This is a genomic window from Bradyrhizobium sp., from assembly GCF_017881085.1.
In the GTDB taxonomy this organism is placed as follows: Bacteria; Pseudomonadota; Alphaproteobacteria; order Rhizobiales; family Xanthobacteraceae; genus Bradyrhizobium.
This window is the reverse complement of the sequence record NZ_JADGRI010000118.1, coordinates 1-14342: the sequence shown is the minus strand read 5'-3', so window position 1 is coordinate 14342 and position 14342 is coordinate 1. Positions and strand designations below refer to the sequence as shown.

Genomic DNA, 14342 nt, shown 5'->3' with positions numbered 1-14342 from the left:
ACAGGATTGAACTGTCGACCTCTCCATTACCAATGGAGTGCTCTACCACTGAGCTACGGCAGCATGCCCGGTACGAGAATCGGCCGAAACGGCCCCTACAGGCGGGCCGATCCTTGCCACAAGGCCCCCGCTGGCGCAAGCGCGCGAAGGGGCTGTCCGGCCATCAAAAACGGCCAAAATCAGCGCGGGAGGCTTGGGGTGCCGGCTTCATCGGGATCAGTTGCGGTTCCCGATTTCCCCGCCGTCGCCTGGATCGGGAGGATGACCTCGAATTTGGCCCGCCCCGGCGATCCGCGATTTGCACGATCGTCGAGCGAAACACAATATATATTCTGCCAACAGCGGCCTTCGTTGAGCCGCGCCGCAGTCGAACGGGTCCATGATGACGGATGACAGGGATAAAGGCGGGGGGCGGGAAGGCCACCGGGCGAAAGAAGATGCAAGACGGGATCGGTTGAAACAGGCGTTGCGCGAAAACCTCAAGCGGCGAAAATCGCAGGCGCGGGGACGAAACGACATCGCGCCTGCACCTTCCCATGGCGATGCCGCCGCACCACATGACGGCGGCGGAGAAAAGCCGGGCGAATAACCGGGTTGGGCCCGCGGCAGGTTTTGCTAGCTTCCTGTAATGTGAGACGGAGATGGCTGTGACCCCCGCGACCGGAAGCGAGACCAATGGCAGCGCGTTGCCGGCAAGCGTGTTTCCCCGTCTGGAGCAGACCTTTCCCACCCTGACGCCGCAAGAGATGGCGCGCATGCGCCGGTTCGGCGAGGTGCGCCGTTACAAGAACGGCGAAATGCTGTTCGAGACCGGCAAGCCCGGGCCGGGCATGTTCGTGGTGCTGTCCGGCCATGTGGCGATCACCCAGCGCGACGGCCTCGGCCACGTCACGCCGGTCATCGATCAGGGGCCAGGGCAGTTTCTCGCCGAGATCGGCCAGCTCTCGGGCCGCGTCGCGCTGGTCGATGGCCATGCCGAAGGCGACGTCCAAACGCTCTTGATTCCGCCGGAGCGATTGCGCGCGCTGCTGGTCGCCGAAGCCGATCTCGGCGAACGCATCATGCGCGCGCTGATCCTGCGCCGGGTCAGCCTGATCCAGGGCGGGGTCGGCGGTCCGGTGCTGATCGGGCCGCAGGATTCCAGCGGCGTCATCCGCCTGCAGAGCTTCCTGACCCGCAACGGCATTCCGCATCACCTGCTCGACAAGGACAGGGATAGCGACGCCGCCGAACTGATCGCGCGTTATTCGCCGTCGCCCTCGGATTGGCCGCTGGTGGTCACCGTCGATGGCTCGGTGCTTCGCAATCCCTCTGAATCCGAACTCGCGCGGGCGCTCGGCATGATCGGCGGCCCGGCCGGCGACAGGATCTACGATGCGGCCATCGTCGGCTGCGGTCCTGCAGGGCTTGCGACCGCGGTCTATGCCGCCTCGGAAGGGCTCTCGGTGGTGGTGCTGGATACCCGCGCCTATGGCGGCCAGGCCGGCGCCAGCGCGCGGATCGAGAACTACCTCGGCTTTCCGACGGGAATCTCGGGTCAGGCGCTGGCCGGCCGCGCCTTCTCCCAAGCCCAGAAGTTCGGCGCCGATATCATGATTCCGATGGCAGCGAAGGCGCTCGATTGCACCCGCACCGATGGCGCCTTCGCGCTGACGCTCGATGGCGGCGACAGGCTGCGCGCGCGTTCCGTGGTGGTCGCGAGCGGCGCGCGCTACCGGCGGCCGGAGATCGAGAACCTCGATCGATTCGAAGGCCGCGGCGTCTGGTACTGGGCCTCGCCGATCGAGGCGCGGCTTTGCGCGGAGCAGGAGGTCGTGCTGGTCGGCGGCGGCAACTCCGCGGGGCAAGCCGCGGTGTTTCTGTCGGGCCACGCCCGCAAGATTTACATGATCATCCGCGGCGGCGGCCTCGGCGCCAGCATGTCGCGCTATCTGATCGAGCGCATCGAGGCCACGCCGAACATCGAATTGATCTTCAACACCGAGGTGGTCGCGCTGGAAGGCAGGGATGACGGATCGCTCGAGCGCGTGCGATGGCGCAGCCGTCTGGGCGGTGAAGATCACCGCGCCGAAATCCGCAACCTGTTCCTGTTCGTCGGCGCCGATCCCGCCACCGACTGGCTCAACGGCTGCGGCGTCACGGTCGATCGCGGCGGCTTCGTGGTGACCGGCGCGCAGTCCGAACAGAATCAGGGCCGGCTTGTGGCGCCGCTGGAAACCTCGGTGCCCGGCGTATTCGCGGTCGGCGACGTGCGCTCGGGCTCGGTCAAGCGCGTCGGCGGCGCGATCGGCGAGGGCGCGCAGGTGGTGGCGGCGCTGCACGGTTTTCTCGGCGATGCCGCGAAACCGGCGTTATAATAAGCAGGTTATAATAAGGCTGGTTACTGCAAAAGGGAGAAACGCAATGGCTGACGTCGTCGTGCTTTACAAGACGCCAAAGGATCCGGCTGCTTTCGACAAATATTATGCCTCGACCCATATTCCGCTCGCCAAGAAAATGCCGGGCCTGCGAAAATACCAGGTCAGCCAGGGACCCGTTGGGACTCCTGCCGGGCCGTCCGGCATCCATCTGATCGCAACCCTCACCTTCGACAGCGTGGCCGCGGTCCAGGCCGCCTTCGGAAGCGCCGAGGGCAAGGCGACGGCAGCCGATGTGCCGAACTTTGCATCGGGCGGCGCCGACATCCTGATCTTCGACGCCAAGGACGTGTGAACCGGCATGGCGAAGAGCTGTACCCATATTGCGGGTATCCGAAATGTGCAGCCGAGCGCGCTCGGCTGCGAGGAATGCCTGAAGAGCGGCAGCGAGTGGCTGCATCTGCGGATCTGCCGCGCCTGTGGTCACATCGGCTGCTGCGACGATTCACCCAACCGGCACGCCACCAAGCATTTCCATGCCACGCAGCATCCGGTCATCGAGGGCTACGATCCGCCGGAGGGCTGGGGCTGGTGCTATGTCGACGAAGTGCTGTTCGATCTGTCGGACCGAAAAACCCCGCACAACGGTCCGATCCCGCGCTACTACTAGACCCCGGTTTTGATAGCGAAGGAACCATGGATGCGATACGGAATCGTTCGTTCCGTCACCTTGGCCGCATTCCTGGCGGTTGCCTTGCTCGGTCCGGGCAAGGCATTCGCCGAGGCCCCGCAAAGCAAATTCGCCAACGTCAACGGTGTCCGGCTGCATTATCTCATCAGCGGCAAGGGCGACCCGGTCGTGCTGCTGCATGGTTATGCGGAAACCGGACATATGTGGCTGCCGTTGATCGCAAAATTGGCCGACAAACACACCGTGATCGCGCCGGATTTGCGCGGCTTCGGCCAGTCGTCCGCGCCGCCGGACGGCTACGCCAAGGCGGCGATGGCGCAGGACATCCATGCCCTGGTCAGGAAACTCGGATACGACCATATCCGGCTGGTCGGGCACGATATCGGGCTGATGGTCGCCTACGCCTATGCGGCGCAATATCCGGGCGAAGTCGATCGGCTGGTGTTGATGGAAGCTTTCCTGCCCGGCGTCGGCGACTGGAACAGCGTCTTCCTGTTGCGCGATCTCTGGCATTTCCACTTCTACGGCAAGACGCCGCTGGCGCTGGTGACGGGGCGAGAGCGGATTTATCTCGATCATTTCTGGAATGATTTCGCCGCCGACCCGAAGAAATCGCTGCCGGAGCGAGATCGCGAATTTTATGCGAAGGCCTATGCCCAGCCCGGGCACATGGCGGCGGGAATGGAAGTCTTCGGCGCTTTTCCCGGGGATGCCGAGGATTTCGCGCGATTTGCAAAGACCAAGCTGACGATGCCGTTGCTCGTGCTGTCGGGCGAGAAGGCCGGCGGTCCATTTCTGATCGAGCAGGGCAAGATGGTCGCGATCAATGTCGAGGGCGTACTCGTCAAGGGATCGGGGCACTGGCTGATGGAAGAAGCGCCGGACCAGGTGATCCCGAAACTGGTCGAATTTCTCAATCGCTAGAGCTTGATCCGGACCCGAAGGGTGGCGCTAGCGCCAAGTGGGTACCGGTCTTCCGAAAAGACCATGCTCGAACAAGAGGATGGACGACGAGCATGATTCAACTGAGTTGAATCATGCGCCGACCGGGCGATTCGACAAGAATCCTGCGGAACGGAAAAGCTATTCAGGCGCCATGTGCACTATGTTTGCACAGATGCGTGAATGGAAATTTCCGATCGAGGGTCGTAGCATCCGCGCTGGTTCAATAGGGGGAATGTGTCATGATCCTTGGCATGAGTTTGTCGATGTTCACCACCGTCCACGTGATCATCAGTTTGATTGCGATCGTTTCGGGCGTCATCGTGATGTTCGGACTGCTCGGCTCCAGCCGGATGCCCGCGCTGACGGCCATCTTCCTGCTGTTCACGATTCTGACCAGCGCCACCGGCTTCCTGTTTCCGTTCGAGAAATTGCTGCCGTCGCATATCATCGCCATTCTCTCGCTGGTACTGCTGGCGATTGCCTGCATCGCGCTCTACGGCATGAAGCTTTCCGGCGCATGGCGCTGGATCTATGTGCTGACCGCGATGATCTCGCTCTATCTCAACGTGTTCGTGCTGGTGATCCAGAGCTTCCTCAAGATACCGGCGCTGACTGCGCTGGCGCCGGGCAACCCGCCGTCCGGGCCGGCGTTCGCCGTCATCCAGGGCATCGTGCTCCTGTTCTTCGTCGTCGTGATCATCGGCGCGATGCGGCGCTACCGCCCGATGCCCGCTTACGCCTGATAACACGCCATTTCTGGGCGGCGCGAAGCGCCGAGCCCGGAATCTCGCTCAACCAACATTCGGATTCCGGGTCCACGCTGACGCATGTCCCGGAATGACGATCTAGTCTCATAAAGGAGTCCCGGCATGGCCACGATCAAGACCAAAGACGGCATCGAGATCTACTACAAGGACTGGGGCAGCGGTCAGCCGATGGTGTTCTCGCATGGCTGGCCGCTCTCGGCCGATGACTGGGATACGCAGATGCTGTTCTTCCTGAATCACGGCTATCGGGTCATCGCCCATGACCGCCGCGGCCACGGCCGGTCCAGCCAGACCGGCGACGGCCATGACATGGATCACTACGCGGACGACCTCGCGGCGGTGACGGCGCATCTCGATCTCAAGAACGCCGTTCACGTCGGCCATTCCACCGGCGGTGGCGAGGTGGTGCACTATCTGGCGCGGCACGGCGAGAGCCGGGTGGCGAAGGCGGCCATCATCAGTGCGGTGCCGCCGTTGATGGTGAAGACGGCGGCCAACCCCGGCGGTCTCCCCAAGGACGTCTTTGACGATTTTCAGAGACAACTCGCCGCCAACCGCTCGCAATTCTATCGCGACGTTGCGGCGGGTCCGTTCTATAATTACAACAAGCCGGGCGCCAAGGCCTCCGAGGCCGTCATCCAGAATTGGTGGCGCCAGGGCATGATGGGCGGCGCCAAGGCGCATTACGACGGCATCGTCGCCTTCTCGCAGACCGATTTCACCGAAGACCTCAAGAAGATCACGGTGCCGGTGCTGGTGATGCATAGCGAAGACGATCAGATCGTTCCCTACGCCGACGCCGGGCCTTTGTCGGCGAGGCTGTTGAAGAACGGGACGCTGAAGACCTACAAGGGCTTTCCGCACGGCATGCCCACCACCGAAGCGGCGACCATCAACGCCGACCTGCTCGCGTTCATCAAGGGGTGAGCGGAGTTCGCCCGGCCATGAAAGTCATCCTGTTCGGCGCCACCGGCATGGTCGGGCAGGGCGTCTTGCGCGAGTGCCTGCTGGACGGGGGCGTCGAAAGCGTACTCGTAGTTGGACGCAGTCCGACCGGGCAGCGCCACGCAAAACTGCGCGAAATCGTCCACGACGATTTCCTGGATTATTCGGCGATCGAGTCCGGGCTCGCGGGCTACGATGCCTGCTTCTTCTGCCTCGGCGTCTCCTCGGTCGGAATGAACGAGGAACGTTACCGTCATCTGACCTATGACATCACGCTCGCCGCGGCGCGAACGCTTGCCAGACTAAATCCGCAGATGGTGTTCGTCTACGTCACCGGCCGCGGGACCGACTCAACCGAAAAAGGCAGCCTGATGTGGGCGCGGGTCAAGGGCAAGACGGAGAACGACCTGCTCGAGCTGCCGTTCAAGGCGGCCTATATGTTTCGCCCTGCCGGCATCCAGCCGCTGCACGGCATCCGCTCGAAGACGGCCTGGGTGCAGGCGATCTATGTCGGTGCCGCGCCGTTGCTGTCGCTGCTCAACCGCGTGGCGCCGAAATATATGACCACGACCGAGCAGGTCGGCCGCGCCATGATCAAGGTGGCGCGGGACGGTTTTCCCCGGCCGGTGCTGGAGAGCGAGGATATCAACAAGCTCTAGCCGTCTTCGGCCAACTGGCCGTCACCCCATCAAATAGCCGCAAATTTCACGCTTTTGCCATATGGGGCGCATTCGCTCTATACTTTATGCTCAGCCAAAATCGGGGATCGGCATGGATCGCATTCGCATCGTGGGCGGCAGCAAGCTCAATGGCACCATTCCGATCTCGGGCGCGAAGAATGCCGCACTGCCTCTGATGATCGCGGCGCTCTTGACCGAGGAAACCCTGATCCTCGATAACGTGCCGCGGCTCGCCGACGTCGCCCAACTGCAGCGCATTCTCGGCAATCACGGCGTCGACATCACCTCAGTGGGCAAGCGGCCCGGCGACAGTGAATATCAGGGCCAGACCCTGCACATTTCGGCGGCCAACATCATCGACACCACGGCGCCTTACGAACTGGTGTCGCGGATGCGCGCTTCGTTCTGGGTGATCGCGCCGCTTCTGGCGCGGATGCATGAAGCAAGAGTGTCGCTGCCCGGTGGCTGCGCCATCGGCACAAGGCCGGTCGATCTCCTGATCATGGCGCTGGAGAAGCTCGGCGCCGAACTCACCATCGATGGCGGCTATGTCGTGGCGAAGGCGCCCGGCGGCCTCAAGGGCGGGTCGATCGACTTTCCCAAGGTCACGGTCAGCGGCACCCATGTCGCGCTGATGGCGGCGACATTGGCAAAAGGCACGACCATCATCACCAACGCCGCCTGCGAGCCGGAAATCCACGACGTCGCCGACTGCCTCAACAAGATGGGCGCGCGTATCTCCGGCGCCGGCACCCCCCGCATTACGGTCGAAGGCGTGACAAAACTTCATGGCGCGCGGCACACCGTGCTCCCCGATCGAATCGAGACCGGCACCTATGCGATGGCGGTGGCGATGACCGGCGGCGAGGTGCAGCTGGCCGGCGCGCGCCCCGAACTGCTGCAATCGGCGCTCGACGTGCTGACCCAGGCCGGCGCGATCATCACCCCCAACAACGAGGGCATTCGGGTTAGCCGCAATGGCGCCGGCATCAATCCGGTACAAGTCTCGACCGCGCCGTTTCCGGGCTTTCCGACCGATCTGCAGGCGCAGCTGATGGCGCTGATGGCCTGCGCCAAGGGAAGCTCGCACATCACCGAGACGATTTTTGAGAACCGCTTCATGCATGTGCAGGAACTGGCGCGGTTCGGGGCGCGGATAAGCCTCGACGGCGAAACCGCGACCATCGACGGCATCGCGCAATTGCGCGGCGCGCCCGTGATGGCGACCGATCTGCGCGCCTCGGTGTCGCTTGTCATCGCTGGGCTTGCCGCCGAAGGCGAAACCATGGTCAACCGCGTCTACCATCTCGACCGGGGCTTTGAGCGGCTCGAGGACAAATTGTCGGCCTGCGGCGCTACCATCGAGCGCATCAGCGGATAGCGCATGATCCGGAAAAGTGGGAACCGGTTTTCCGAAAAGATCATGCGCAAACAAAGATAGAACGGGATGACGATTCGAATAAAAGTCAATCCGTTGTAGAATACCGCAAACCAGGGGTGAGCGATGACGGCCCAGCTCAAATTGATCGCGCTTGATGCCGACGATCTGGCCGTCATCTCGGCGCATGTCCAGGACGCCAGGGTGCGGACCGCCGACATCATCTGGCGGCAGGGCGAAAAGCGGCTGGTGGTCGGCATGAGCCGGCTGGACTGGGAACAGACGCTGGCGGGGCAAACTGCGCCGCGTCGCCTGATCGCGGCACTAAGGTTCGACCGGGTGTTGTCGTGCAAGTCGCGCAATATCGATCTGGGGACTCCCGACACCGCGCTGGAACTGGTGGGAATCGAGTTTCATCCCGGCGAAGCCCCGAGCGGCAGCGCGGTGCTGCTGTTCAACCATGGCGGGGCGCTGCGGCTGGACGTCGAGTGCCTGGAATGCCAGCTGACCGACCTCGGCGCCGACGATCTCGGCACCAGCGACATGGGCGAAGACGCCGAATCGTCGGGGCTGGGGGCGTGACCACGCCCGGTGACTTCGACGTTGCCGCGAGCATTTGATATAGAACCGTCATTCCGGGGCGCGTCGAAGACGCGAACCCGGAATCTCGAGATTCCGGGTCTGGTCCTTCGGACCATCCCGGAACGACGGATGCCCTGCTCTGCCACGATTAACTTGATCCATCAAAGCAAAGGGTTGACGGCAAATTGCCGCCGCGCCATTGAGCAGAGGGGCTTCGCACAGAGACCCTCGCCCGGAAAGCCATCATGCCCGTTCGCCTCGACCGCAGCAGCGCCGATTTCGCCAAACGATTTGCTGATTTTCTCGCGATGAAGCGCGAGGTATCGGCCGATATCGAGCTTGCGACCCGCGCCATTGTCGACGACGTGGCGGCGCGGGGCGACGCGGCGCTGATCGAGGCGACGCGGAAATTCGACCGGCTCGACCTGACGGCGAAGGGCCTGCGCGTCACACCGGCCGAAATCGACGCCGCGGTGAAGGCCTGCGACGTCGAAACTGTCGATGCCCTGAAATTCGCCCGCGACCGGATCGAAGTCTTTCATCAGCGGCAACTGCCGAAGGACGATCGCTTCACCGACGCGCTCGGCGTCGAACTCGGCTGGCGCTGGAGCGCGATCGAGGCGGTCGGGCTCTATGTTCCCGGCGGCACCGCCGCCTATCCGTCCTCGGTGCTGATGAACGCGGTGCCGGCCAGGGTCGCCGGCGTCGGCCGCGTGGTGATGGTGGTGCCGTCGCCGGACGGCAAGCTCAACCCGCTGGTGCTGGCGGCGGCGCAGTTCGGCGGCGTTTCCGAAATCTACCGCGTCGGCGGCGCGCAGGCGGTAGCGGCCCTTGCCTATGGCACCGCGACCATCGCGCCGGTGGCAAAGATCGTCGGCCCCGGCAACGCCTATGTCGCCGCGGCAAAACGGCTGGTGTTCGGCAAGGTCGGCATCGACATGATCGCGGGCCCTTCCGAAGTGCTCGTGATCGCCGACGACAGCGGCAATGCCGGCTGGATCGCCGCCGATCTGCTGGCGCAGGCCGAACATGACGTCAACGCGCAGTCGATCCTGATCACGGACAGCGAGCGGCTGGCCGGTGAGGTCGAACGCGCGGTGGAATCCCAGCTCGCAACCTTGCCTCGCGCGCAAATCGCACGGGCCTCGTGGAACGATTTCGGCGGGATCATCGTCGTGAAAAGCCTTGACGACGCCGTGCCGCTGGCGAATGCGATTGCCGCGGAACATCTGGAGATCATGACCGCCGATGCGGAGGCGTTTTCCGCGGGGATCCGCAATGCCGGCGCGATCTTCATCGGCCCGCACACCCCCGAGGCGATCGGCGACTATGTCGGCGGCTCCAACCACGTGCTGCCGACCGCGCGCTCGGCGCGGTTCTCCTCCGGGCTTGGCGTGCTCGATTTCATGAAACGGACCTCGATCCTGAAATGCGGTCCCGACCAGCTGCGCGCGCTGGGAGGAGCGGCAATGACGCTGGGCAAGGCCGAAGGCCTCGATGCGCATGCGCGCTCGGTCGGATTGCGCCTCAACCTGACATGACCAAACCGCCACGAGACGAGGACGCCAACAACCGCATCGTCGCGGTAACGCTCGATGAGGAATCGATCGGGCGGTCCGGCCCCGACATCGAGCACGAGCGCGCGATCGCGATCTACGACCTGATCGAGGAGAACCTGTTCGCGCCGGAAGGCGTCGCGGAGGGACCGTTCACGCTGCATATCGGCATCACCGGCAACCGGCTGATGTTCGATATCCGAAAGGAGGACAGCACGCCGGTGGTGGTGCACCTGCTGTCGCTGACGCCGTTCCGGGGCATCGTCAAAGACTATTTCATGATCTGCGACAGCTATTATCAGGCCATCCGCACCGCGACGCCGGACAAGATCGAGGCCATCGACATGGGCCGCCGCGGCATCCACGACGAAGGCTCGCGGACGCTGCAGGAGCGTTTGAAGGGCAAGGTGCGGGTCGATTTCGAAACCGCCCGCCGGCTGTTCACGCTGATCTGCGTGCTGCACTGGAAGGGTTAGCGCATGATCCCGAAAAGTGGGCACCGGTTTTCGGATCAGATCATGCGCAGAAAAAGACGCATGATCCCGACCCGAAGGGCCGCGTTAGCGCAAGGTGGGCACCGGTTTTCGGATCGGATCATGCGCAAGAAAAGAAGATCCTGATCCATGGAAGCGCCTTCGCGTGCGCGCACCCCGCAGGCCGTGCTGTTTGCATGCGGCCTGAACAGCGTGCGTTCTCCGATGGCCGAAAGCCTGCTGCAGCACATGTTTCCGAAGGCGCTGTACGTCAAATCCGCCGGCGTCCGCAAGGGCGAGCTCGATCCGTTCGCGGTCGCGGTGATGGCGGAACTGGGCCAGGACATTTCAGGCCACAAGCCGATGACGTTCGAGGAACTCGACGACTGGGAAGGGTTGAATTTCGACCTCATCATCACGCTGTCCCCGGAGGCGCACCACAAGGCGCTGGAACTGACGCGCACGCATGCGGCCGAGGTCGAATACTGGCCGACGCAGGATCCGACCGGCGCGGAAGGAAACCGCGAGCAGAAGCTGGCTGCCTATCGCGAGGTCTGCGATGCCTTGTCGATGCGGATCCGCCGGCGGTTTTCCAAGGCCGGCTCGGTGAGCGTGTGAAGATTCGCCCGGTCAGCGGCGGATGAATCTTTTGTGTCGTTCCTGCGAAGGCCGCGGGCCGTGGCGTATGGGCCGCCGCTTTCGCCGGGGGCGACGATGGGTTCGCGGCGGCGACGATAATGTGTTAGCCGGTTGTCTCGACCAATCCCTTCCGATAGGTTCCGCGCGCGTTCGTACCCCTCCCTCCCGCCGACAAAAGCCCGCATGCTAGGCCGTCCCAAATTCGTACTTGCTTCCGGTTCGCCGCGTCGCCTCGCTCTGCTCAACCAGGCCGGCATCGAGCCGGATGCGCTGCGTCCCGCCGATGTCGACGAAACCCCGAAGCGGGGCGAATTGCCGCGCGCCTGCGCCAACCGGCTGGCGCGGGCCAAGGCCGACGCTGCGCTGAAATCGGTGCAGCTTGATGACGAGTTGCGCGGCGCCTTCATTCTCGCCGCCGACACCGTGGTAGCGGTCGGCCGCCGCATCCTGCCGAAAGCGAATCTGGTCGAGGAGGCCTCGCAATGCCTGCGGCTGTTGTCGGGGCGCAACCACCGCGTCTACACCGCGATCTGCGTGGTGACGCCGAAGGAGGCCTTTCGCCAGCGCCTGGTCGAGACCCGGGTGCGCTTCAAGCGCCTCAGCGAGGACGACATCCAAGCCTACATCGGCTCCGGCGAGTGGCGCGGCAAGGCCGGCGGCTACGCGATCCAGGGCATCGCCGGGTCGTTCGTGGTCAAGCTGGTGGGCTCCTACACCAATGTCGTGGGCCTGCCGCTGTACGAATCGATTTCGCTGCTCGGCGGCGAAGGTTTCCCCATCCGCTTCGGTTGGTTGAATGCCAGTTAAGCCACCAGAAAAGCCCGGATTGGCCCAAGGATCGGCCCAAGGATCGGGCCAAGGATCGCGCCAAGGATCGGCCGAAGGCCATGCCAAGGAACCTGGAGGCCCGGCCAGGGGATCTTCCAAAGGTTCGGCCAAGGGATCGGCAAAGCTGTGCCCGATCTGCGGCAAGCCAGCCACCGAGGCCTCGCACCCCTTTTGTTCCGAACGCTGCCGGGACGTCGATCTGAACCGCTGGCTGTCGAATTCCTACGCCATCCCCGGCCGTCCCGAGGCGGACGAAGACGCGGATTAGCGAGATTCTTGTATTTTCGCGCTGTTAGCGTCCTTTGGTCGGTAACCCGTCCGCATGGCTGCGCCACGCGAAGCCAAGGGGCGAAGCGTGGTGGACATGACCGCCCGGCCTGACTATAAACCCCCGCTCCCAACCCCCTGTGGCTTGGGAAATGCCCAGGTAGCTCAGTTGGTAGAGCATGCGACTGAAAATCGCAGTGTCGGTGGTTCGATCCCGCCCCTGGGCACCATTAAAATCAATGATTTAGCCAGCACCGACGCCATTTCAAAAATCGCTATGTCCGCGCTGTGTCCGCATTAACGCTGTGGGCCGGCTATTGCGTTCTGAGGTCAACGCCGAAGCATCGGCGCCGGCGTAATCATCGCGTGCCGATACGCTGCGTAGCTCGTAGCAAACGGACCAGCCGCCGGACTGTCTGGCGAAGACCCGCGTCGGCGACACCACCAAAACCAACCAGCGCCGCCCCTGCCGAATGTTTCCAGAGCGCGATCGGCATAGAACACCTCAATGCTCGCGCCGGTCGTCGGGTGGACGTCATAGAGCGGCTCATGGCGTGCACGTTGGGTGGTGTGCGGTGCCATCACGCCGCCCTCTCCGACGGCCCGGCAAGGGCCAAGCCGCGCAGGTAGTCAGCCGCCTTGGACGCTTGACTACAGGCTGTAAAAAATGCCCGTTTGTCGGCCTTTAACAGCTCGATCCAGTTGGCAATGTAGCCCGCGTTCCGGACGTCCCCGTCAAAGCCAAATTCCGCACACAGGAACGCGGCGCCCAACTCCGCAATGAGTTCCTCGGCCGCGTAGTTGTGGGAGCCGAAACGGTTCTTCAAGTCACGATCGAGGCGCGACTTATGGCCCGACCAATGCGTCAACTCGTGGAATGCCACGTTGTAGAAGTGATCCGCGCCCTTGAACCCGGCGAATGCCGGCATCGAGATAAAATCTCGGCTGGGTACATAGCAGGCTTCGCCGTGGCCCTCCCGGATGTCCGCGCCAGTTGAGTGCAGGAAGGCGTCGGCAAGCCCGTCGCGAGCGTCGGGATTACGAACGCGGGTCGGCTTCCCTGTGGTGATGCTCTCGGGAAGGTTGTCGCACTGATCTACATTGAAAACCGTATACTCGCGCATCATCGGGATCAGGCGCGTTGCGGAGTTATCGTCCGCGCCGTGGTCGCGAACCTGCAGTTGCTTCACGAAATAGACCTTGGTGCCGTGCTCGCCCTTGCGGACATTGCCGCCCAACTCCAGAGCCTGCTTGAATGTGAGAAAGCGCGGCGTGCGATAGCCGGCCGCCTTCGCCATCCACAACAGGACGACGTTACAGCCCGAGTAGGGCCGGTTGCTTACGGCATTGCAGGGCGTATTCGCGCCGGGGGTTGCGGACAATGGTTTAACCCAAGGGGCGGCACCGGCTTCTAACTCTGTTATTATGCGCGCTGATACCTCAGCGTAGAGATCACGTTTCATCGCCTGCCTCGCTGTTATGGCTGACGCGGCCAAGGTCGGCCGCGCGCCATAGCCGCGTTGGGCAAGGGTCTCTGTTGGGCGTCAGGCTGGCGGGCGAAAATCCTATCCCCCGGGGAGCATGGACAGGGCCCCCCGTCTCGCGCGCGCGAGACGTGTGCCGCGCTGATAGGTCCCCCAAAAGGTAATGGTTAACAAAGTATTAAAAGTGCGGGTCCCAGTAGATTGAACCGTCGAGCTGTGCAAAATTGAATGTGTTGTTGAGTGGGGGATTGCCGTGGACACGAACTTTTTGAAGGCTCATGCCGAACGCTGCCGCAGCCTCGCGGAGAGTGCCGACGAATTTACCAAGCGACGATTGCTTGACCTCGCAGCGAACTACGATAGGCGGGTTAAGGCTGCTGGACCCTCGGCAGCCACGCGCATTATCGCAGCGCCGCTCCATCTTACCGAGACGCCCAAGCAAATCTGATCGTCACTTTTCAGGTGGCCCCGACGCTTTGCGATCTGCCGCAATAGCAAGGTGACAAGGTAAAACCCTCGACCGCCATGTGCTCGCTGAGAACTAACCTTGAGCGCCGACCTCCGAGATAATTGCTGTGGCCAAGGACGGGCGACCGGCGTCGAGCCGTAAACATCTGTCCGTTCCTTCTCGCTGAACGGAACCAAATTCAAGCCTCTCGATCAGTTCCAGCCCGTGAGCAGGCGCTGCAAAAATGTCGCATCGCCCGGCAATAGTCTCGCTTCACGTCGAAGCCCGGATTTTATTGACCA

At 63.2% G+C, this 14342-nt stretch carries 14 protein-coding genes, 1 tRNA gene and 1 pseudogene; 15 read left to right on the top strand and 1 reads right to left on the bottom strand.

Annotation, left to right across the window (positions count from 1 at the left end; translation table 11 throughout):
* Window positions 1-641 precede the first annotated feature (641 nt).
* The 15 genes and pseudogenes from QZ213_RS13365 (at window position 642) to QZ213_RS13295 (ending at window position 12338) form a co-directional block, all read left to right on the top strand.
* Entirely contained in the window at window positions 642-2357 is a 1716-nt protein-coding gene (locus QZ213_RS13365) for an FAD-dependent oxidoreductase (protein WP_291686547.1), read from the top strand.
* Window positions 2358-2403: 46 nt separating this feature from the next.
* Window positions 2404-2712: an EthD family reductase gene (locus QZ213_RS13360; RefSeq protein WP_291686546.1), complete on the top strand. Its 309-nt coding sequence runs from the start codon at window positions 2404-2406 to the stop codon at window positions 2710-2712.
* A 6-nt stretch (window positions 2713-2718) separates the two neighbouring features.
* Window positions 2719-3027, top strand: a complete 309-nt coding sequence (locus QZ213_RS13355) for a UBP-type zinc finger domain-containing protein (protein ID WP_291686545.1) — start codon at window positions 2719-2721, stop codon at window positions 3025-3027.
* A 30-nt stretch (window positions 3028-3057) separates the two neighbouring features.
* Window positions 3058-3972 (top strand): alpha/beta hydrolase, encoded by a 915-nt coding sequence (locus QZ213_RS13350; protein ID WP_291686544.1) that lies wholly within the window; start codon window positions 3058-3060, stop codon window positions 3970-3972.
* Between the two features lie 260 nt (window positions 3973-4232).
* Window positions 4233-4736: a hypothetical protein gene (locus QZ213_RS13345; RefSeq protein ID WP_291686543.1), complete on the top strand. Its 504-nt coding sequence runs from the start codon at window positions 4233-4235 to the stop codon at window positions 4734-4736.
* Between the two features lie 126 nt (window positions 4737-4862).
* Complete coding sequence (locus QZ213_RS13340) at window positions 4863-5687, top strand: alpha/beta hydrolase (protein ID WP_291686542.1); 825 nt, start codon at window positions 4863-4865, stop codon at window positions 5685-5687.
* Window positions 5688-5704: 17 nt separating this feature from the next.
* Window positions 5705-6364: an NAD-dependent epimerase/dehydratase family protein gene (locus QZ213_RS13335; RefSeq protein WP_291686541.1), complete on the top strand. Its 660-nt coding sequence runs from the start codon at window positions 5705-5707 to the stop codon at window positions 6362-6364.
* A 112-nt stretch (window positions 6365-6476) separates the two neighbouring features.
* Window positions 6477-7766, top strand: a complete 1290-nt coding sequence (gene murA / locus QZ213_RS13330; RefSeq protein WP_291686540.1) for a UDP-N-acetylglucosamine 1-carboxyvinyltransferase — start codon at window positions 6477-6479, stop codon at window positions 7764-7766.
* Window positions 7767-7889: 123 nt separating this feature from the next.
* Window positions 7890-8345 carry a DUF2948 family protein gene (locus tag QZ213_RS13325; protein WP_291686539.1) on the top strand — a complete coding sequence of 152 codons (456 nt, stop codon included), beginning with the start codon at window positions 7890-7892 and terminating at the stop codon, window positions 8343-8345.
* A gap of 245 nt (window positions 8346-8590) precedes the next feature.
* On the top strand, window positions 8591-9886 hold the full coding sequence (gene hisD, locus QZ213_RS13320) for a histidinol dehydrogenase (RefSeq protein WP_291686538.1): 1296 nt from the start codon (window positions 8591-8593) through the stop codon (window positions 9884-9886).
* Window positions 9883-10377 (top strand): UPF0262 family protein, encoded by a 495-nt coding sequence (locus tag QZ213_RS13315; protein ID WP_291686537.1) that lies wholly within the window; start codon window positions 9883-9885, stop codon window positions 10375-10377. Before hisD ends, QZ213_RS13315 begins: the two co-directional genes overlap by 4 nt.
* Window positions 10378-10524: 147 nt before the next feature.
* The gene (locus QZ213_RS13310; protein ID WP_291686536.1) at window positions 10525-10992 is read left to right on the top strand and encodes an arsenate reductase ArsC; all 468 of its coding nucleotides are present in this window, start codon (window positions 10525-10527) and stop codon (window positions 10990-10992) included.
* A 204-nt stretch (window positions 10993-11196) separates the two neighbouring features.
* Window positions 11197-11820: a Maf-like protein gene (locus QZ213_RS13305; protein WP_291686535.1), complete on the top strand. Its 624-nt coding sequence runs from the start codon at window positions 11197-11199 to the stop codon at window positions 11818-11820.
* A gap of 124 nt (window positions 11821-11944) precedes the next feature.
* A pseudogene (gene yacG, locus QZ213_RS13300) lies at window positions 11945-12109 on the top strand (DNA gyrase inhibitor YacG); the annotation flags it as partial.
* Window positions 12110-12262: 153 nt separating this feature from the next.
* Window positions 12263-12338, top strand: a tRNA-Phe gene (locus QZ213_RS13295).
* 351 nt (window positions 12339-12689) lie between these two features.
* Here the strand turns inward: QZ213_RS13295 and QZ213_RS13290 are convergent.
* Complete coding sequence (locus QZ213_RS13290; RefSeq protein ID WP_291686534.1) at window positions 12690-13571, bottom strand: zincin-like metallopeptidase domain-containing protein; 882 nt, start codon at window positions 13569-13571, stop codon at window positions 12690-12692.
* Window positions 13572-14342 lie beyond the last annotated feature (771 nt).